This window comes from Brevibacillus sp. DP1.3A, assembly GCF_013284245.2.
Lineage (GTDB): Bacteria > Bacillota > Bacilli > Brevibacillales > Brevibacillaceae > Brevibacillus.
Window position 1 is genome coordinate 4,617,248 of the sequence record NZ_CP085876.1, and the last position, 17,463, is coordinate 4,634,710.

22 protein-coding genes and 2 pseudogenes are annotated in these 17,463 nt (G+C 40.7%); 9 read left to right on the forward strand and 15 right to left on the reverse strand.

Translation table 11 applies throughout. From position 1 onward, the window contains the following. Positions 1-24 precede the first annotated feature (24 nt). Positions 25-147 carry a hypothetical protein gene (locus HP399_RS31030; RefSeq protein ID WP_255653722.1) on the reverse strand — a complete coding sequence of 41 codons (123 nt, stop codon included), beginning with the start codon at positions 145-147 and terminating at the stop codon, positions 25-27. 207 nt (positions 148-354) lie between these two features. Here HP399_RS31030 and HP399_RS21070 point away from each other — a divergent pair, with 207 nt between their 5' ends. From HP399_RS21070 to HP399_RS21080, 3 genes are all read left to right on the forward strand, one after another. Then, a complete protein-coding gene (locus HP399_RS21070) occupies positions 355-1,146 on the forward strand; it encodes a DUF2935 domain-containing protein (protein WP_173620614.1) in 792 nt (263 codons plus the stop codon). A gap of 366 nt (positions 1,147-1,512) precedes the next feature. Beyond that, positions 1,513-1,785: an HU family DNA-binding protein gene (locus HP399_RS21075; RefSeq protein ID WP_173621504.1), complete on the forward strand. Its 273-nt coding sequence runs from the start codon at positions 1,513-1,515 to the stop codon at positions 1,783-1,785. A gap of 221 nt (positions 1,786-2,006) precedes the next feature. Further along, positions 2,007-2,465, forward strand: coding sequence for a hypothetical protein (locus HP399_RS21080; protein WP_173621494.1), 459 nt, complete (start codon positions 2,007-2,009; stop codon positions 2,463-2,465). 205 nt (positions 2,466-2,670) lie between these two features. Here the strand turns inward: HP399_RS21080 and HP399_RS21085 are convergent, their stop codons facing one another. The 4 genes from HP399_RS21085 to HP399_RS21100 form a co-directional block, all read right to left on the reverse strand. Next, on the reverse strand, positions 2,671-2,916 hold the full coding sequence (locus HP399_RS21085; protein WP_173621493.1) for a YolD-like family protein: 246 nt from the start codon (positions 2,914-2,916) through the stop codon (positions 2,671-2,673). Beyond that, on the reverse strand, positions 2,876-3,103 hold the full coding sequence (locus tag HP399_RS21090) for a YolD-like family protein (RefSeq protein WP_228088303.1): 228 nt from the start codon (positions 3,101-3,103) through the stop codon (positions 2,876-2,878). The genes HP399_RS21085 and HP399_RS21090 overlap by 41 nt, the downstream gene beginning before the upstream one ends. 110 nt (positions 3,104-3,213) lie before the next feature. After that, entirely contained in the window at positions 3,214-3,564 is a 351-nt protein-coding gene (locus HP399_RS21095) for a hypothetical protein (RefSeq protein WP_173621492.1), read from the reverse strand. A 191-nt stretch (positions 3,565-3,755) separates the two neighbouring features. Continuing rightward, complete coding sequence (locus tag HP399_RS21100; protein WP_173621491.1) at positions 3,756-3,977, reverse strand: hypothetical protein; 222 nt, start codon at positions 3,975-3,977, stop codon at positions 3,756-3,758. 1,405 nt (positions 3,978-5,382) lie between these two features. On the opposite strand from HP399_RS21100, the gene HP399_RS31180 reads away from it, so the two are divergent. Next, entirely contained in the window at positions 5,383-5,652 is a 270-nt protein-coding gene (locus HP399_RS31180) for a DUF1871 family protein (protein ID WP_370642524.1), read from the forward strand. Positions 5,653-6,129: 477 nt separating this feature from the next. Then, a pseudogene (locus HP399_RS31185) lies at positions 6,130-6,417 on the forward strand (Ig-like domain-containing protein); the annotation flags it as partial. Between the two features lie 123 nt (positions 6,418-6,540). On the opposite strand, the gene HP399_RS21105 reads toward HP399_RS31185, so the two are convergent. Continuing rightward, the gene (locus tag HP399_RS21105; protein WP_228088305.1) at positions 6,541-6,990 is read right to left on the reverse strand and encodes a hypothetical protein; all 450 of its coding nucleotides are present in this window, start codon (positions 6,988-6,990) and stop codon (positions 6,541-6,543) included. A gap of 148 nt (positions 6,991-7,138) precedes the next feature. On the opposite strand from HP399_RS21105, the gene HP399_RS21110 reads away from it, so the two are divergent. Then, entirely contained in the window at positions 7,139-7,495 is a 357-nt protein-coding gene (locus tag HP399_RS21110; protein ID WP_173621489.1) for a hypothetical protein, read from the forward strand. 839 nt (positions 7,496-8,334) lie between these two features. Here HP399_RS21110 and HP399_RS21115 read toward each other — a convergent pair. The 5 genes and pseudogenes from HP399_RS21115 to HP399_RS21135 form a co-directional block, all read right to left on the reverse strand. Then, positions 8,335-8,709 (reverse strand): annotated as a pseudogene (locus HP399_RS21115) (sigma-70 family RNA polymerase sigma factor); the annotation flags it as partial. Positions 8,710-8,742: 33 nt separating this feature from the next. Further along, positions 8,743-10,221, reverse strand: a complete 1,479-nt coding sequence (locus tag HP399_RS21120) for a recombinase family protein (protein ID WP_228088567.1) — start codon at positions 10,219-10,221, stop codon at positions 8,743-8,745. After that, the gene (locus tag HP399_RS21125; protein WP_228088579.1) at positions 10,139-10,336 is read right to left on the reverse strand and encodes a hypothetical protein; all 198 of its coding nucleotides are present in this window, start codon (positions 10,334-10,336) and stop codon (positions 10,139-10,141) included. Before HP399_RS21125 ends, HP399_RS21120 begins: the two co-directional genes overlap by 83 nt. Before the next feature lie 126 nt (positions 10,337-10,462). Further along, the gene (locus tag HP399_RS21130; protein ID WP_228088537.1) at positions 10,463-11,299 is read right to left on the reverse strand and encodes an IS3 family transposase; all 837 of its coding nucleotides are present in this window, start codon (positions 11,297-11,299) and stop codon (positions 10,463-10,465) included. Continuing rightward, on the reverse strand, positions 11,215-11,613 hold the full coding sequence (locus HP399_RS21135) for a helix-turn-helix domain-containing protein (protein ID WP_228088307.1): 399 nt from the start codon (positions 11,611-11,613) through the stop codon (positions 11,215-11,217). The genes HP399_RS21130 and HP399_RS21135 overlap by 85 nt, the downstream gene beginning before the upstream one ends. A 246-nt stretch (positions 11,614-11,859) precedes the next feature. Here HP399_RS21135 and HP399_RS21140 point away from each other — a divergent pair, with 246 nt between their 5' ends. Further along, positions 11,860-12,978 (forward strand): fibronectin type III domain-containing protein, encoded by a 1,119-nt coding sequence (locus tag HP399_RS21140; protein ID WP_228088308.1) that lies wholly within the window; start codon positions 11,860-11,862, stop codon positions 12,976-12,978. 145 nt (positions 12,979-13,123) lie between these two features. Here HP399_RS21140 and HP399_RS21145 read toward each other — a convergent pair whose 3' ends face one another. The 3 genes from HP399_RS21145 to HP399_RS21155 all read right to left on the reverse strand — a co-directional run bounded on the left by HP399_RS21145 (position 13,124) and on the right by HP399_RS21155 (position 14,662). Continuing rightward, entirely contained in the window at positions 13,124-13,384 is a 261-nt protein-coding gene (locus HP399_RS21145) for an SOS response-associated peptidase family protein (RefSeq protein ID WP_255653725.1), read from the reverse strand. Between the two features lie 98 nt (positions 13,385-13,482). Continuing rightward, the gene (locus HP399_RS21150; protein ID WP_173621496.1) at positions 13,483-14,079 is read right to left on the reverse strand and encodes a hypothetical protein; all 597 of its coding nucleotides are present in this window, start codon (positions 14,077-14,079) and stop codon (positions 13,483-13,485) included. Positions 14,080-14,122: 43 nt separating this feature from the next. After that, positions 14,123-14,662, reverse strand: a complete 540-nt coding sequence (locus tag HP399_RS21155) for a matrixin family metalloprotease (RefSeq protein WP_173621497.1) — start codon at positions 14,660-14,662, stop codon at positions 14,123-14,125. A 406-nt stretch (positions 14,663-15,068) separates the two neighbouring features. Between HP399_RS21155 and HP399_RS21160 the strand changes: the two genes are divergently transcribed. After that, positions 15,069-15,341 (forward strand): HU family DNA-binding protein, encoded by a 273-nt coding sequence (locus HP399_RS21160; RefSeq protein ID WP_173621504.1) that lies wholly within the window; start codon positions 15,069-15,071, stop codon positions 15,339-15,341. Between the two features lie 209 nt (positions 15,342-15,550). Then, positions 15,551-16,603, forward strand: coding sequence for an eCIS core domain-containing protein (locus tag HP399_RS21165; protein ID WP_217367669.1), 1,053 nt, complete (start codon positions 15,551-15,553; stop codon positions 16,601-16,603). A 33-nt stretch (positions 16,604-16,636) separates the two neighbouring features. Here the strand turns inward: HP399_RS21165 and HP399_RS21170 are convergent, their stop codons facing one another. Then, positions 16,637-16,999, reverse strand: a complete 363-nt coding sequence (locus HP399_RS21170) for a YolD-like family protein (protein ID WP_228088309.1) — start codon at positions 16,997-16,999, stop codon at positions 16,637-16,639. Positions 17,000-17,463: the final 464 nt, after the last annotated feature.

Here is a 17,463-nt window from a genome sequence, read left to right on the forward strand (position 1 = left end):
AGGCAAGCAGAACGTTATCGCTCTTTAGCTTTTGAACATCGCCATGATCGCATGCGTCATCATACCTTTCGAGAAAGAGAACACTTCCATCGCATGCGGGCCCATCACCACAGAACGCAAATGCATTCGATGCGTCGTTATTAACATTGAAACTCCCATTACAGGGAGTTTTTTTTGTGGGACAAGTCAAATGAACGCCCGAGACAATCGTATGAAGAAATGGGCTTCGTTCTTATGTGGATTCTGTGCTCATGCCCATTCACGAAACTGGGTAAACGCATAGACATACATCATGTGTGATCAAAAGTGGAAAATGGGCTATGATCTGCCCAAATCCTTATGCGGAGGTACTACATGACAAATGTATTTGTTGAACGATCATTAGAGGAAATACGTTTTTGGTCTCGCATCATGAAAGAACACTCCCTGTTTCTCAAATTGGGCTTTAACTGCGAAGACACAAAATTAATTGAAGAAGCGAATCGCTTTTACAGCATTTTTGAAGAAATTGAAAGCCAAGCACTTGCCTTTTCTTCTGACGTAGACCCTCAACGAATCTATGAATTTAATCAAATCGTTCACAATGCCGTTTCCTATATTTGGGCCTTTAAACGCAAAGTACTCGGACTCATTATTCGTTGCAAGATCGGTGGTAACAACTTTCCGCTGTTGGTCGATCACGTGAGCAGGGAAGCCAACTATTTTCGAAATCGATTAGAACAACTGAATACAGGAAACCTTGATCCCTTACCTGATGCGGTGATTAATGAAAATGTCTTCTTCCTACGAATCATGGCTGACCATGCGAAATTTATTAACCATTTGCTCGATCCTTCCGAAAGAAAGCTAGTGGATCAAGCTAGAGAGTTTAGTCATGATTTTGATCAATTATTGTTCCAAGCTCAGGATCTTGATTCCATGCGCCCCCAGTCTCAAACGCAACCGCTACTGAATCAATTTGTCGATCAAAATCGCGTATCCGTCCGTCAATTGCGTGACTTCAAAAAAACAGCTCGTGATCTAATTGAGGAATGCAAAATTAAGAGCATAATCCCCCCATTGCTCGCTGACCATGTATTTAGAGAAGCCTCGCATTTTCTAGAGATTTTAGATGCCTTTGAGGTATCCCTTACACACGCAAGGTAGCGAAAATTCGCCCGTAAGATTGTCACTTTTTGCAAAGTGTATCTTTCGGGCAATTGCTATTGGTGCGTACCTGGGAACAACAGATTAGCGATTAACGCTCGCTGTTCGATATGGGATACATAAACCCGTCTCCTAAAATGAAGTGCACCCCTTAAAGTAGACATTGGAAAAACCCCTGTGGTTTACCGATGAACTTTAGGGGGTGCACTTCAATAACAGGGACGGGTCAGTTATTTCTTGAATGCATTCGGACATATCATTTTTCAGGCTACTAAGCATGGTCACCACAAACAAATGTTCCCCAAGCACTTACATTTCCTCTATTTTTCTAGTAAAATGAGGATATCTTGAGGAAAGGGTGTTTTCATGAATAAGACTGAACTGGTTACAAGAGTCGCTGAAACCACAGAATTAACTAAGAAAGATGCTACAAAAGCGGTAGATGCTATATTAGATGCTATTGCAGATGCGCTAAAAGAAGGGGACAAAGTATCCCTTATTGGATTCGGAAATTTTGAAGTGCGGGAGCGAGCTGCTCGAAAGGGTCGTAATCCTCAAACTGGAGAAGAAATTGAAATCGCTGCGAGTAAGATGCCTGCGTTTAAACCAGGTAAAGAACTAAAGGATTCAGTAAAATAATCTATACATACAAAAAACGCCCCGATTATTCGAGGCGTTTTCCTTTTTTAAAGCAATAGTTGTCAATCAAGGTAATTCGGCGTTATGCCGGAGGTACCCTATATAGCATCACCGATATAATTGTATCAATCAGTCGTGAAATATTAATTGGTAATTACTTCGTCAGCAACGTTAAACTAACGGGCAGGATAGTTTAATATTATCTTGAAGGGGGCTTAACATTGGAATTGAAATGGGAACCTTATTGGTACGACCTTGACCAACCGATCATCGTAGGTGATAAAGACTTTTTTTATCTTAATAACAATGGAACAGGATTTGCAAATGGTTTCGCTTCTACTGAAGATAAGGAAGTGCTTGCTGAGGTCGTTAAGATATCTCATAGTGATTTGGGCGAGGTACTAGGTATATTAGCTTATGGACTAAGTTATAAATTCTTTCTTGAAGATGGTTCTTTTATTCAAGTAGATTCAGAGCAGGAGCCAGGTCTAATCGAACACTCCACCTCATCTAGCCTTAATGTGAGTAGTTGGGTTTTTAATGTAGAATTAAACGTACTTGAAGAGACAGGTTTTTCATCAAAGATGAGATTAGATCTCTTATGTAATGTAGACAGGAATAGGCTGAAAATAGAAAGAGAAGAAAAATACAGACGTTTATTAAATATTGATTCCTTATGAACTATACTGAATTAACAGGAGTCGATTGTGCAATAAACACAAAAAGAAGCAGCTGGTAATCGGCAGCCTACGTTAAACTACGGGGTTCGATAGTAGAATAATGAGGTAAGACAAGCGGCATTCTAGGACGTCATTCTCATCCTAGCTACCGCTTTTTTTCTGTTCAGTCATCGCCTTACCATATCCTCGATCTTCTTATGTACCTCTATTCGTAACTCACCTTCATAATGTCCAAGAATGGTATTTTCCGTGTTGTTCCGTTTTCCTCTACATGAACTAGCCTTGTTCGCGAGTCAAGTAAAGTGATCCGCCCGCGGATTTTCTCAGGCATTCCCCAAACAGTCAATGCCCTTTCATCACCATCTTCTTTTGCTTCAACGAGTTGATTCCCTAACTCCTCTAATTCAAATTCATCTCTTGTAGGACGTTTTGGTGTAGCTGACTTTGCCATAGAGTCCTCCATAATCCGCTTTTACAGCCGTTATATGATCCATAGATATCCACTGGCTATCTTCATCGGTCACAAGCTTAATTCTCCTGCTGTTCTGATCGATCCATTTAACAACGCCCCACATCGTGCATATGGTTCCCAGTTTTCCTTTGTTTTGCTTCCAATTGTTTTGCTTCGTAAAAGGCACTTCCTCCTCAACCTATAGAGGGAGTGGAGGAAGTGCCTTTGGTATCTTGAAATGAAAGGCTCGCGATGAATTAAACACTGCAGTAGTAGTTTTTATATGTACCTGGATACTCAATCCTCACTCTCTTCTGAAACCTCAATTTCATCTAGTCGAAGTCTTTTAGCAATAATTTCATTCAGTGAATCTTCACTGATAAAACGTACTGCCTCAGGTATAAGTTCTTTCGAAGGGAACTCGAATATTTCACTTCTCTCTATCAGTGCATACCATACCCTAGGAATTTTGTTCTCTATAGCAAAACGGTATATTGTTTTGGCTTCGATAAGCGGTATTTCTAATTTGATATGAATTCGTGCGATTGTTTGATTTTTAATAGAAAAATTCAACCAATTTGTATGTTGATACTTATAGTAGGTTGATTCGATTATTGAGGCAGCAGCATACACTTGTTGTTTATTCATAAATACCCCCTATAAGAAGACCCTTATTTTTACACGATTACAAAAGCTTATACAACATGTATTAAATCACAAATAGTGGTACGCGAGGGAGCTTTCATCAGTCTTGTGTAAACCCAGTGGGGCAATCTTCCTAGTTGGAAAATGAAGTAGCCCTAGGGGGAAAAACCAGGGCTACTTTAGTTACTTATATATTAATCTTCGACTTCATTCCAACCATATGGATAAAGAGTGGTAATACTACCGTCTTCTATTACTAACTTATATTCATCACCGTCGGATTTACCTCTATATGCTTTTTTGCTAAATTTATCCTCATCAAGCTGCTCTGTGATCCATTTAGGATTATTTTTGTAGTTAATTACATCTTGAATGATCTTTTCAATATCATTCATGGAAGTACCGGGATCAAACATTGATAGAGGATCCTTACCATAGCCATTATAGTCATTTGTCCAGTACTTTGGATGGTGTCTTGAAAATTAAGTGGGACCCTAATCTACCGGATCTAACTCCTTTAGTCTCTTCACATTCTCCAAATCGTGTTTGTTCCTCGGTATTAGGGTTCTTAAAGTGTCCATATCTAAATTCCCCTTCGTTCCTCGATAAGCCAACCTTGTTCATTTCCTCCCTAGCCTGTATTCACAAGTAATGTTGTGTTTAACTGGGTTCAGTTCTAAAGCTGCCACTAAATGGGTTAACTTTAGTTAGAAGACAGATTTGAATATGTGACCTATGTTAAAGTTGCCCGTTGTAAAAACTTTCTTATCCGTTGATGGAACGCCGTGTGCGATGAAAGTCGCCCGCACGGTGTAGGCTCGTTCGAATACCTTCGATTAGTGAAGGGAATAAGACGAGAATAGCGAAACGAAACCAATTAATGATGTTGTAATTTCTGGGTCTGGTTGGCATGTGTCTCATGGAAGATTTGTTGATTTTTACTATACCGCCCCACAGGACGCCGCATCTGAGAAAGTCTTACAGTCTACGGACAATGGAGAAACTTGGGAGGATGCTTACCTGCCATTAGGGATTAAATCCGGCTCCTCTAATGGGATTCCCATGCATTCTGTACGTGCTGCTCAGTTAGAGGCAGGAAAAACCTATCTATTTAAGGTTGTCATTACAGGTGGTAAGAACGAAGGCGAATCAAATGTTATTACTCAAACAGTAATGTAATCCATCAACGGCCCTCGGGGATAGTCCGGGGGTTATTTTTATCGCTTGGACTACGTTTGTACAAATCGTGTGTTTTGTAAATTTGTTTAGCTTTTGTTCAGTAGTGTTATATATACTGATATAGCCCGTTGTAATTTTTCACCTTTTTCCGTTGATGGAACGCCGTGTGCGATGAAAGTCGCCTGCACGGTGTAGGCTCGAACAAAAACCCTCACAAACAGAAGGAAATAAGTCGAGAATAGCAATCACAAACCAAAAATTATCAAGCAACTCGATGTTTTCCAATTAACTTTGAGATTCCCGAATGGACTACACGCGTTTTCGGATTCTATTAGGGATCCCGACGATGATCCTCTAACTTATTCCATTACTCTAAGTGACAGTAGTATTGCTCAAGTATCCATTGACAGTTCAACTGGTTATGCTAACTTCACCGCATTAAAAGCAGGCCAAACTACTGGTACTATTACAGCGAGTGATGGAATTAGTGGTGAAGTATCTTATAGTTTCATTTTTAAAGTTATTGAGTAGTTTCCATCGACGAACCCTTAGGAAATCCTAGGGGTCTCTTTTTACTAAATAACTAATGAGTTAAAGTCGGTCCTTATTTATGGTATTGTATTTTGACTGACAAATTTTGAGGTGAAGCAATTGATTTACGCTAAAGTAAAAAACATTATTGATCGATGGGACCCGATTGGGTTAGTTGGTATAGATCCCGAACACGATCATTACCGATTTGAAATAAATGAGATTATTAAACTTCTTCAATCTAACTACAGCACCCCTGAAGAGTTGGCCAAACATGTAGAAAGCATTTTCATCGAATACTTCGATGACGAAATTTATAATCGTCCGTTCGCTGAATGTCTGGATGTCGCTCGCATTCTAGTTACAATCAATAGCGATTAACAATTAACGAATGTCTTTTAAGTGCTGCATTTACCTTTTCCCTCCATCTTCTGAATACACATTGTGTATCCTCATGAGAAACCAGACTTGCACGAGCCTAATATGACACAATGGTGCGTAACATTTGTTGGAAGCGGCAGCTTGGCCTGTTGAGAAAAGCAGTCTTTTAACATAAGTCGGAATACAAAAAATTTCAACTCACTGGAGACAGTCGGTTTTTGTTTTGTCTTGAGTAGGTAATTGAGTCCATTTTCCTCAATTACTGTTGTGTTAATTACTGCAGACTCTGTTCAAAAACTCGTAAATTACTAACTTTGGTTAGTTGACTTGAAATCTCAATGCATTTTAATCTAATGTTGCCCGTTGTAAATATCCTTTTTATCCGTCGATGGAACGCCGTGTGCGATGAAAGTCGCCCGCACGGTGTAGGCTCGAATGAAAACCCTTACTAAGAGAAGGGGATAAGTCGAGAATAGCAATCGACCACCTGTAGTAGTTAGTCCCATTCCGGATCAAATAATGCACCCTCTGATACCTATGATCACTGTTAACGTGGCAGGGAATTTTTCCGACCCGGATGGAGAACCTTTGACCTTCTCGGTTTCCTCTATTGATGGAAGTACAGCTACAGCCACTGTAGATGCATCGGGAATCGTACAAATTTCTAGATTTCCCAGTCAAATGGGTATCGTTACAGTGACAATCACAGCCACTGATACCAAAGGAGCAACGGTCTGGGATGCTTTCCAAGTCGATATGTTTTAGCCATTTCTGGTGCTTCATGATCATGTAAATGCAGAAATTCCATTAACGCACCCTTGGGATATCCAGGGGTGTATTTTTTTCATTACTGAAAGTCTCTTCCTTCTTAACAAAATTACCGTTGTGTTAAGCACGCGTCTCAATCGCTTCAATCGTCCTTTTGGCTGCTTCACAAATGACCGCTGGATCAATAGCGAATATGAGTGGTGGAACATGAGATTCGAATGTAAATCTGATGTATGCATCTGACTCGTTCTTGAATCTATCAACAATCATCCACGCATCGGCTATGTTGTAGAGTGACTGCCAGTGAGTTGCAACCTCTTTTCCATTCTTCCGCCAAGAGTCAAAGAACTTTTTCGTCCCTCCATCGGTTAGATCAAGCTCTACTTCATGCTTTTCCCATCCCATCACCTTCGTTGCCAGCATGTTGATGACGTGTTCTTGTTCCTTCCTACGCTTAGCCATCTGTTCGATTGCGGAATTGTCGCAAACGTCTGGCGTGCAAGTGTTGTGAAGAGCAATCGCCACGTCGATGTTGTGCCCGCAATATCGGCAGTTAGTTGTCCTCGACATCCATCTTTCCTCCCTAACAATTTAGTTAAAAGCCAAATTACTTGAGAATATCCTTACTTGGTTAAAGCCCGAAAAAATTAAGTCAATCACCTAACAATTTTTAGGTAATATCCTGTAACTGTAAGAAATTAGGAGGAGTTGAGCTTGCGTGTATGAATATCAAACTGATTTAGGTTACCAAGTGCCGATGTCTTATTTTCAACTTGTGTCACAGCGAAGAGGGGTCGAGTTAAGTACATTTGACATAACGACACATAACGATTTAGGAAACGGATTTCATCGTTATGTGTGGGAAGGCTTGTCTATAAATAACGATGAATATTTAGTTGTTAGAATTAATGCGGGGAACAGGAAGGTAATCAGTGCTGGATATGGTGTATCAGATTACGCCCCACTTTATGCTATGGAGAGCCTTCCTTTAGATGTGAATTTGTGGCATATGACTATTTTCAATCAATCCAATTTGCAAAGAAGAATATCTTTTTACTTGATTGCAAAAGATTAGGAGGAAGAGGTGCTACTCAGTACCTCTTTTCAAATTACACATCGTGTTAAGTTCCAAATTCGAATATGTTCATCTGAGCTGTTTCTTTCTGAATACGACTCTCTGCGAATGAATTTGCCCTTAAACGTCCTGTTCTGTGGATCGTACCGTGAGATGCCGGCTCTGTATCCCACCCTGCAGGAATCTTGAAGTTGCCACGTGTTTTCCTCTTACCCCTGCCTGATTGCCAAATTTACTGCCTTCTGTGTAGGCACCGCCCCGAAATCCGTTTGCCCACTCGTCCTGTACGCCTGGTTCCTTGATGGCATCTTTGTCGTAGTAGTATCGTTCTGACTTCGAAAGCAGAAAAATGTATTCATGGGCAAAATATATAGCAGTACCTCCAGGCTAACCGATCAACCTGGCTTCCTGACACGCTGCTTTTCTGTCCCTTCTGCCATTGATTGCTCACCAGTAGCATCGTTTGTTCTTCACTGAAAGACGGCGACAACTTGCATCCCAACTGCCGTGATCGCCTCTGATCTGCTCTTGTGAGACGTTTCCATCCATACTACACAGGAACAAGATAGCGGCAAACAAATTACATAACCGCCGCCCTTGCTCATTTCTTTTGGTCCTCCATTCTTTTGATTCGTACAATTACCCCTTCCCCCTGCGCTTTGACTGATCCAATAAGAGCCTCTTGATCAGCAAGCAAATAGAAAAGCCACCCGGCATCCGAGTGGCTTCATCCTATTTATTTGTCTGTATTTTACGAGTGTGAATTCTAACCATTAAAAACACTTGTTGTGTAAACTTTTGTAATTCCCCTCAAAATAGTGTCCTCCGCTACGAACAAACTACCGATTCTGCGGCTGTTTCGTCCGATAAAACTCATTAAACAACTTCATTAACGCTCGCTTTTCGATACGGGATACATACGAACGAGAAATGCCCAGCTCACGCGCAATTTCGCGCTGTGTCTTTTCTTTGTCCTGATCAAGCCCAAATCTGCCGATGATGACCTCTTTTTCGCGCTCATCAAGGATGTGAATGTGCTGGTAAATTTTATTGGACTCCAGCTTGAGCTGTACTGCGTCGACCACTTCGTCGGTTTCAGTGCCAAGGACGTCGATTAAGGTAATTTCATTGCCTTCTTTATCCGTCCCGATTGGGTCGTGCAAGGATACGTCTTTTTTGGTTTTTTTCAGACTTCTTAGATGCATGAGGATTTCAATCCAAATGTCAAAAGGGTTGCATAGACAAACTTAGAACGTGTATATCTCCACGCTTTCTTCAAATACCCTTACTTCCCTTACCACATGACGAATCAGCTCTTTTTTATCCTCAAAGGTTAGCTCATCCTGTGCCTTCGATAAATAATATTCAGCAGCTTCCTGGATCAAGTTGCGGCTATACTCATGATTAATTTGCAGTTTCGTTTGTTCTGTCAACTCACTTAAACGCTGATTTATTTTATCTTCCTTCTCCTTCAGTTCTTTCAACTCTTGGCGAATATCTTCTTCACCAATATCTTCTTCGCCGGAAGCAAACAATTTAAGTAATCTCTTGCGACCCGCTTTTGTTTTTTCGAGATCCTTTTGCAATCGTTCCAACTCCACTTGCTCGAATGGAGTTTCCACTTTATCTTCCATTGCTGCCGCAATCTCGTCAGGATTATTCAACCAGTTTGCAACGGTTTCCCAAACTTCATTATCCAGCTGTGTGCATTTGATTCGACGACCGCAGCCCTTGTTTTTTGCACCCGCAGTGTTCTTAACGTCGGTGTACTCAAAAACATCCTGACCCCAGTTTTTCGCTTTTCTCCCAGGCATCGTATTTCCGCAAGTACCGCAGCGGACGAGACCACTTAAAAGATATTCGTTGAAGCTTCGGCCCGCCCATCTTCTTCTAGATTCCTTTAGTAGTCGTTGAGCATGTTCAAACTTCATTTCATCAATAATGGATGGGCAGGGCAGTAATATCCATTCTTCTTTTGGGCGCATTGTCATACGGACTTTCTCATCCGGTTGCCGAAACTGGTTGCCAAGCATCCCTTCTGTATTCCATTTATTCTGATAAAACCTCCCCACGTATGCCTCATTCAAGAGCATCTGACGTACCACTTGTCGATGCCATACACTCGCCCCACGCTTTGTAGGAACCCCCTTGCTGGTCAGGTAAACGGCAATTCCATTTATTCCTTCAACAAGATCATTTGGCTGAGTAAACAGATCAAATACAAGTCGTACTACTGCTGCCTCAGCTTCATTTATTACAATCTGTTCCTTCTCAGGATCATAACTGTACCCATATATTTGAAAGTCACGGAGGACGCGGCCTTGTCTTGCCTTTTCTCTTCTTCCACGACTCATACGCTCATTAATTTTTGCTTTCTCAAATTCAGCAATCGCTCCACGCATACTGTAAAAGAGCTGACCTTCAGGAGTTTTCGCATATTCGCCATTCACGAACACAAGCTCTATACCACGTTTATCGAATTCATCTGTAATAAGCAGTTGATTCATAAGCTTCCGTGATAAACGATCTGGGTCAAGACAAACGATCTTGGTAATGACTCCATCCTTCACATCTTGTCTTAGCCTTGAGAGAGCCGGCCGATCTAGGAACTCGCCTGATACATCATCTATGTACTCGGCAACTTCACTCGTCGCTGCCTTTTTCCGGCATTCCCTTAACTGATCGTCGAGACTGAATCCGCTCTTTGCCTGTTCCTCTGTACTCACCCTGGCATATATTCCGATCATAAGGCTTCTCCCTCCTGTACTTGCTTAATAAATAATGATAACAGGCGGAACGAATACTGTCAGCAGAACTTCCCGGTATAATCTTTACATGCACCGTTCATCCCCTCCTGTCGAGAAGATATGCGCGAACGGCTTGTCAAAAGTAGTGCAGTAAATTGAAAATCCCGTCTCCTTAATGGTCAAGGCCCCGTTTAGTGGACAGTAAGAAAAACCCGGGCCGTTAGGCCACTAGCTGGCGTCTGAATTCAACAGGCGTCAGCTTTTTTAATTTTCTCTGCGGGCGATTTTTGTTGTAGAAGTCAATGTACTTCTCGATTCGCCTTTGTGCCTCATCGATACTTCGGATATCATAAGGATAGAGCCCTTCCGTTTTAAGATGCGAGAAGAAGCTCTCCATCGAGGCATTGTCATAACAGTTGCCTCTTCTAGACATGCTGATTTGGGCGCCAACCTTTGGCAGCATGTCGTGGTAAGCGTAGGACGTGTATTGGAATCCTTGATCGCTGTGAACGATCAGTCCAGTCACGTCTTTCGTCTTTTCAAAAGCTTTCTCAAAGGTCCGTAGGACCAATTGATTGTCGTTGCGAACATCCATGTGATAGGCCACGATTTCGTTATTAAACAAATCTTTAATAGCAGACAGGTAGAGCCAAGTATCCGAGACACGATACTGTGTGACGTCCGTTACCCACTTTTGATTGGGCACATCTGCTTTGAAATTACGCTGTAGAATATTTTGGGCAACTCGCCCCCCAACCGATGAAGCAAGGTGATAACGATACTTGCGACGTATTCGAGAACGGAGCCCCATTTCTTGCATGAGACGTAGTACCTTCTTATGATTGACCCACACCCCATGATCTTGCAGGAGAAATAGTTGGATTTGTCTATACCCATATTTACCGTGGTACTTCTTATACACAGCCTGGACTAAATCTTTCATAGACTTGTCCCGATCTATTCCTTGGCGTTTTAAGTATGCGTAGTATCCACTTCTTGAGACGCCAAACAGCTTACAGAGCTCACTGATGGTGTATTCTCCTGCTGCTTTCTTGATTGCGGCATACTTATGGACTGCACCTCCCGCATCCAGATTTCCAAGCACTTTTTTAGCATCTTATTCTCCCGCTTTAACTTTTCGATATATCTGTTTGCATCTATGTATTCTTCGCGACGGCCACGTTGATCTAGAAGACCAAACTCTCCGAGTTTCCTATACTTCCGCATCCAGACCTTTAGTCGGTCCTCATCATGAATTTTCAATTCTTCCATGATCACCCGTTTGGAAACACCCTTTAATCTCATCTGAATTGCTTGCAACTTAAGTTCTTCACTATAATGCTTAAACTTCTGCCCTTTCTTTGCTGGCATAAAAATACACCCCCTAAAGTTTTCATCGGTAAACCGCAGGGGTTTTTCCAATGTCTACTTTAAGGGGTGCACTTCATAAAACAGGGACGGGTTATCTATTTTTTGAACGCCTTATGAACATTTCCCTGAGCATTCCTTTGATTTGAATTTATACCTTTTAATGTTTTGCTCAATCCAACTAATTGTAATATATTTCAAAGGTGATTTGATCTATTATCCATTTTTAATAATTAAAGGAGGATTATCATGATTTTGGCAAAATGGTTCAACAAACAATTTTTTTGCTATGCACTTATGTTTTGTGTTTTATTTTTGGGGCAAAGTATAGTTCATGCGGAGGATCAATACACCAAAGATTTAATTCCTAAAATGACAAGTAATACTGCACCTAGTGGAACAGCCTTTTCAAATTCACAGTATTCTAGTAAGTATGAAGCATGGCGTGCATTTGATGGGCTAAATATTGAAAATAGCGAAAATCCGTCAGGAGATGCTGGTGGCGCTCAAAGTGGGGATCTGGGTGATCTAAAACTTAATCCTTTTCTTCTTGGATATGAATTTCCTACAGAAAAAACTGTAGTAAAATACGCTTTAGAATCCCCGAATTGGTCAAATGGTGTTACTCAAATGGCTAAAAACTGGACTTTTGAGGGATGGGACGGAACCTCGTGGAACATTCTCCATACTGTAGAGAACGAGACAAACTGGAAGATAAATGAGGTTAGGAATTATCAGTTTACTAATGAAAAATCCTACAAAAAATATCAGATTCGTGTTACTGCAAACAATGGCTTTAAAGGCTACGTTTATATTGGAGAGTTAAAAATGTTCGGATATGAGGAAGACCATAATTTAGTTCTTAGTGGTAATACACATGATCTATCTAATGTCCTTTCCTGGAACTCAATTAATGGGGCAACTAGCTATAATGTAAAACGTTCTACAAATGCTGGCGGGCCATACGAAACCATCGCCACAGTGACAAATACAACTTACACTGATGAAGACGTTGAAAAAGGAATTACATACTACTATATCGTAACAGCAGTTAATGAAGATAATGAGATTAGAAACTCGAATGAAGTAGCTCTAACCCCATTAGGCAATACCGATCCTGTTGATCCCATTACCGGGGACAGAGCACTGTTGGTTATCAAGATGATCAGTGGTCTTGAGAAGGAGTTTGAATTAACTGCATCAGAAGTACAAGACTTTATCAACTGGTATAATGGCCGTGCAGACGGACGTGGTAAAGAAACATATATGTTCGATAAGGACTTTAACAAGGGGCCCTTTGCCTCTCGAAAAGACTATGTAGCTTTCAGCAAGATTCAATCCTTTGAAGTCATGGAATATACCAAATAACACGACGAGGCACCTCCCTAAACATAAGGAAGGTGCCTCTCCATTTTTTCAATCAATCCCAAGCAAACCTCTGCTCTTTCCAAGGATCACCGTACATATACTTGTGTAACCATTATTCGGTTATTCACCAAGAAAACCCGTCTCCTCAAAATAGGGACGGGTTTGCTATTTCTTGAATACATTCTGGCGTATCGTTTTTGGGACTGCCAACCATTGCTGGAACAGGGTAAGCTTTCATCTGTTCGTGATCATATGGTACAAGCAATGATTGAAGCAAGTCAGAATCAAACTTCTCACGGTCTAACCATATTCCCTCGTCTTCATGTCGCAGTATCACGGGCATACGATCATGAATATCAGCAGCAACTACATCGTTTGGCTTTGTTGTGATGATTGTGCAGGACACCGTGTCCTCCTCATATCGGGAAAAATTAAGTGGGACTTGCAGGATTAAAACACTTGCCCTCGCGTGTTTGCGGGGGCAAGTGTCTAATGTCATTAATTTTAATCAAGTCCTAATTGACTTTCGCTTTCTACCTGCAATCCTTTGGCCACTCCGTTAGGAGGCTGCAACTTACCTTCTTCTTCGAGGAATTTCCCTTGATAAACCCCTTTAATTACGTACGCGTCTTCGGCAACGGGACCTTCATATTTTTCTAAGTATACATACGCTTTTTCACCTGTTTCGAATACTTCATTACCTTCAAAAGTATACTCTGTTTCATCTTTATATCCGCCGGTCTCTAGTATTTTGATCACATTTTCCGGATCTACATCACCCTTATACACTTGCTTGACTTTTGCATCACTAAGGGTAAATACGACGTTTTTATACTGAAAGCTCTCCGATTCATTGATTTCAACCTCGGCAATCACTTCAGCGCTTTCATTAAGCTTTTTGATACTGTCGAAACCCTCTACTACATCTCCCGATACATCTACTTTTTTTATAGTCTTCTTATCGCTTTTTGCTGGATTATGAGATGTTTGGTCGTAAGCACGACTCGTATCGATTTTATTAGAATCTAAAAATAGATAGCCCCCACCGACAAGAACACCTAATGCAAGTGTTGATAATATGATTTGCTTTTTGTTCTTCATTACTTTTTTCATCCTTCCGATATGAGATTAATTCACTTTACATCTATTTTTTGTATATCGATTTAATACCAGCAATATCATCTTTTCCAGGCTCTTTTACTTTCCGCCCATCTTTAGTAGTAGACATGACTTGTTTAGGATCTTTAACATGGTCTAGACCAAGAACATGACCGAGTTCGTGAGCAAAAACACCTTCTTTTTCACTTGCACTCATATCGTCCATGTAATAAGTGTTGAGACTCATAGAGGCATTTCGAATAATATCTGATCCATCGTACGGAGTAACTGATGTTTCGGCAGTCCAGCCTGTTTTTCCATAGTCATCCTCTTTAAAAATGAACACTTTGCTCTTTTTTGTATCTCGCCCAAAGGCTATATATTTTTCTACAGCATTATTCCATGAAGCTAAAGCGTCCTTCAACTCGTCTTCATAATCACTACTCATATCATCAGCGTAGTTAAACCTAACTACACTATTATCCCAATAGTACCCTGTAGTGTTATAAGCAGAAGCGTTGTTTGGTACGGACAGTAAAGTGGCAATTGATAAAAATCCTAGCATCAATGAGGTACCTTTTTTCATTTTACTTCCTCCATTTCTATTTTGTTACAAAAGATAAAATACTATAACAATTTCTAACTGTAAATATGTGGGATTTTTCCCCTTGCTTACTTTGACGAATTATTCTCGCTTTTGTTTCACGACTAGTTCACCAATTTCTTCTGGGGATTTGCTTTACTTGATGTCAACAAAAAGGCCCTCCCCGGATTGCTCCGAAGAAGGGATTCACCTTTTAGAATGCAATTAAAATTAACTCAAAAAAACACGTCTCCTCAAAACAGGACGGGTCAGTTATTTCTTGAATGCATTCGGACATATCATTTTTCAGGCTACTAATCACGGTAATCACAAACAAATGTTCCCCAAGCACTTACATTTCCTCTATTTTTCTAGTAAAATGAGGATATCTTGAGGAAAGGGTGTTTTCATGAATAAGACTGAACTGGTTACAAGAGTCGCTGAAACCACAGAATTAACTAAGAAAGATGCTACAAAAGCGGTAGATGCTATATTAGATGCTATTGCAGATGCGCTAAAAGAAGGGGACAAAGTATCCCTTATTGGATTCGGAAATTTTGAAGTGCGGGAGCGAGCTGCTCGAAAGGGTCGTAATCCTCAAACTGGAGAAGAAATTGAAATCGCTGCGAGTAAGATGCCTGCGTTTAAACCAGGTAAAGAACTAAAGGATTCAGTAAAATAATCTATACATACAAAAAACGCCCCGATTATTCGAGGCGTTTTCCTTTTTTAAAGCAATAGTTGTCAATCAAGGTAATTCCGCGTTTTGCCGGAGGTACCCTGTACAGCATCACCGATATAATTGTATTAGTGCGAAATGAGCAACGCGCTGGTAATTACTCACTACTATTCTTCACCCAAGAGGAAATCATTTCCACATGCAGAATGTAAATGGATAAATCTAATGTGAAATGGGTGAAAATTATGTTTACACATGATTCCAAATCCAATTCTCAAGCCCAACAACCGATGTCGCATAACAAACAAAAAGTAGAACAGACATCAAGCGTTTCTAATCGTAACAGAATCTCTCACATACTCCAGCTTCAGAGTACTATCGGTAACCGTGCAGTTAATCGAATGGTAAACGGGAATAACACTGGCTTGCCCGATCATTTAAAAACAGGTTTAGAACGTTTGTCAGGGTTGGATTTATCACCTGTTAAAGTGCACTATAATTCAGATAAACCGGCTCAATTACAGGCACATGCTTTTGCAGAACAGAATGAAATTCACATTGCCCCTGGTCAAGAAAAGTATCTCCCACACGAAGGATGGCACGTTGTACAGCAGATGCAAGGGAGAGTATCTCCAACCACTCAAGAACCAAACGGTAAAATGATAAATGATGATCCTACACTTGAGCATGAAGCGGATATAATGGGGACAAAAGCAAATGATCCTTCCCTGTCTCAACATGAAATCACTCAATTGGCTGCAAATACATCTTCTTATCTTCAAGAGCATGTCTTACAACGTGTAGATACTGACGAACAATCTGATGAATTCAAATCACTTTTCAAAAAGATAGAAAAAGGTGCAACAACATTCGGTCTATATTCTTGGGATGGAGAATTTCTAACTTATGACACGAGTGATAAGACTGAATTAGGAACTCTTCGTTATAAAGTACACATACATTTCTTTAAGACTAAATGCACATTCTCAGATGATGAAGTAACCCTAAAAGGTAGTATAGTTTGGAATAAAACTACTAGTGGGCCTAGAAAAAATGATGGAGTGCAAGAACGTGATGATATTACAATAACAGCCGAGAACAAATACGGTCGATGGACTGTAACGCATACTCCTGAATCCTTTGAACATAAGGGTACCTCATCTGAGAATGTCAAACTTAATGACATGTTAGAGAATGGCTTTGTGGATGCTCTCATATCAGCGGTCCTAAATGGAGAAATTGAATCTGATTCTGACGACGAATAGAAGGTTAATCTCCACATATTCTACATTATCGAATTAGGCTTTTACGTCAGTTATCACATCCATAGAAATCCATTGGCTATCTTCATCGGTCACAATCTTAATTCTCCTGCCGTTCTGATCGATCCACTTAACAACACCCCACATCGTGCATGTGATTCCCAGGTTGCCTTTTATTTGCTTCCACCACGTTACTGTAATAGCATAATCCGCTCGGGCTGAATCACAAATAATGTAGTTTAATGCTTCCAGTTCGTCTTGCTCAACAATAGGCATAGCTACAAGCTTGTCATCTTCCTTCATCTGTAGATACATCGCTCGTTGCTCTGGTAGCACAAAACGCATTGAAAAGGGGTTCTCTATCTTAGAGGCCATTTCATCACACCGTTCCTTTCCCACGTTTCGAATACTTCCATTCTGTCAGGTTCCGACCTATGCCACTCGATGTACTCATCGCGCGCCAACGCTTCAAGCACCGTCATCACGTCTTCGCGGCTTCGTCCGGTCTTTACGCATATCACGTCAATTCTCGGAGGATTCGGTTTCATAGCCGAGTAATTTCCGATCACCCGTAGGACCTTCCGCTCGATATCAGATAGCAATTCTCCTACCTCCCGAACGAGAACTTATGTTCGTATTATATGCGAACACAAAGAAAAAATGCAATAAAAAAGCACCTTCCCTATTTTTCTTTGAGAAGGTGTTTTTTTATTTTTATGTAATATCCTGAAGTCCTCAACAAAGCCTCTAAACACATTTTCGATATTTGCAATTGAATCCTGTTGGTTTTCCGGAATCTCATTGTAAAAAAACTCAACTTTCCCCAATTCATTAATACGTATCCAGCAATCTTTTTCCTTTAG

Coding starts and splice junctions, on each gene's coding strand:
- HP399_RS31030 (WP_255653722.1), bottom strand. CDS start 147: ATGTTAATAACGACGCATCGAATGCATTTGCGTTCTGTGGTGATGGGC.
- HP399_RS21070 (WP_173620614.1), top strand. CDS start 355: ATGACAAATGTATTTGTTGAACGATCATTAGAGGAAATACGTTTTTGG.
- HP399_RS21075 (WP_173621504.1), top strand. CDS start 1,513: ATGAATAAGACTGAACTGGTTACAAGAGTCGCTGAAACCACAGAATTA.
- HP399_RS21085 (WP_173621493.1), bottom strand. CDS start 2,916: ATGGCAAAGTCAGCTACACCAAAACGTCCTACAAGAGATGAATTTGAA.
- HP399_RS21095 (WP_173621492.1), bottom strand. CDS start 3,564: ATGAATAAACAACAAGTGTATGCTGCTGCCTCAATAATCGAATCAACC.
- HP399_RS21100 (WP_173621491.1), bottom strand. CDS start 3,977: ATGTTTGATCCCGGTACTTCCATGAATGATATTGAAAAGATCATTCAA.
- HP399_RS21105 (WP_228088305.1), bottom strand. CDS start 6,990: ATGTCGAGGACAACTAACTGCCGATATTGCGGGCACAACATCGACGTG.
- HP399_RS21135 (WP_228088307.1), bottom strand. CDS start 11,613: ATGCCAGCAAAGAAAGGGCAGAAGTTTAAGCATTATAGTGAAGAACTT.
- HP399_RS21140 (WP_228088308.1), top strand. CDS start 11,860: ATGATTTTGGCAAAATGGTTCAACAAACAATTTTTTTGCTATGCACTT.
- HP399_RS21150 (WP_173621496.1), bottom strand. CDS start 14,079: ATGAAGAACAAAAAGCAAATCATATTATCAACACTTGCATTAGGTGTT.
- HP399_RS21155 (WP_173621497.1), bottom strand. CDS start 14,662: ATGAAAAAAGGTACCTCATTGATGCTAGGATTTTTATCAATTGCCACT.
- HP399_RS21160 (WP_173621504.1), top strand. CDS start 15,069: ATGAATAAGACTGAACTGGTTACAAGAGTCGCTGAAACCACAGAATTA.
- HP399_RS21165 (WP_217367669.1), top strand. CDS start 15,551: ATGGATAAATCTAATGTGAAATGGGTGAAAATTATGTTTACACATGAT.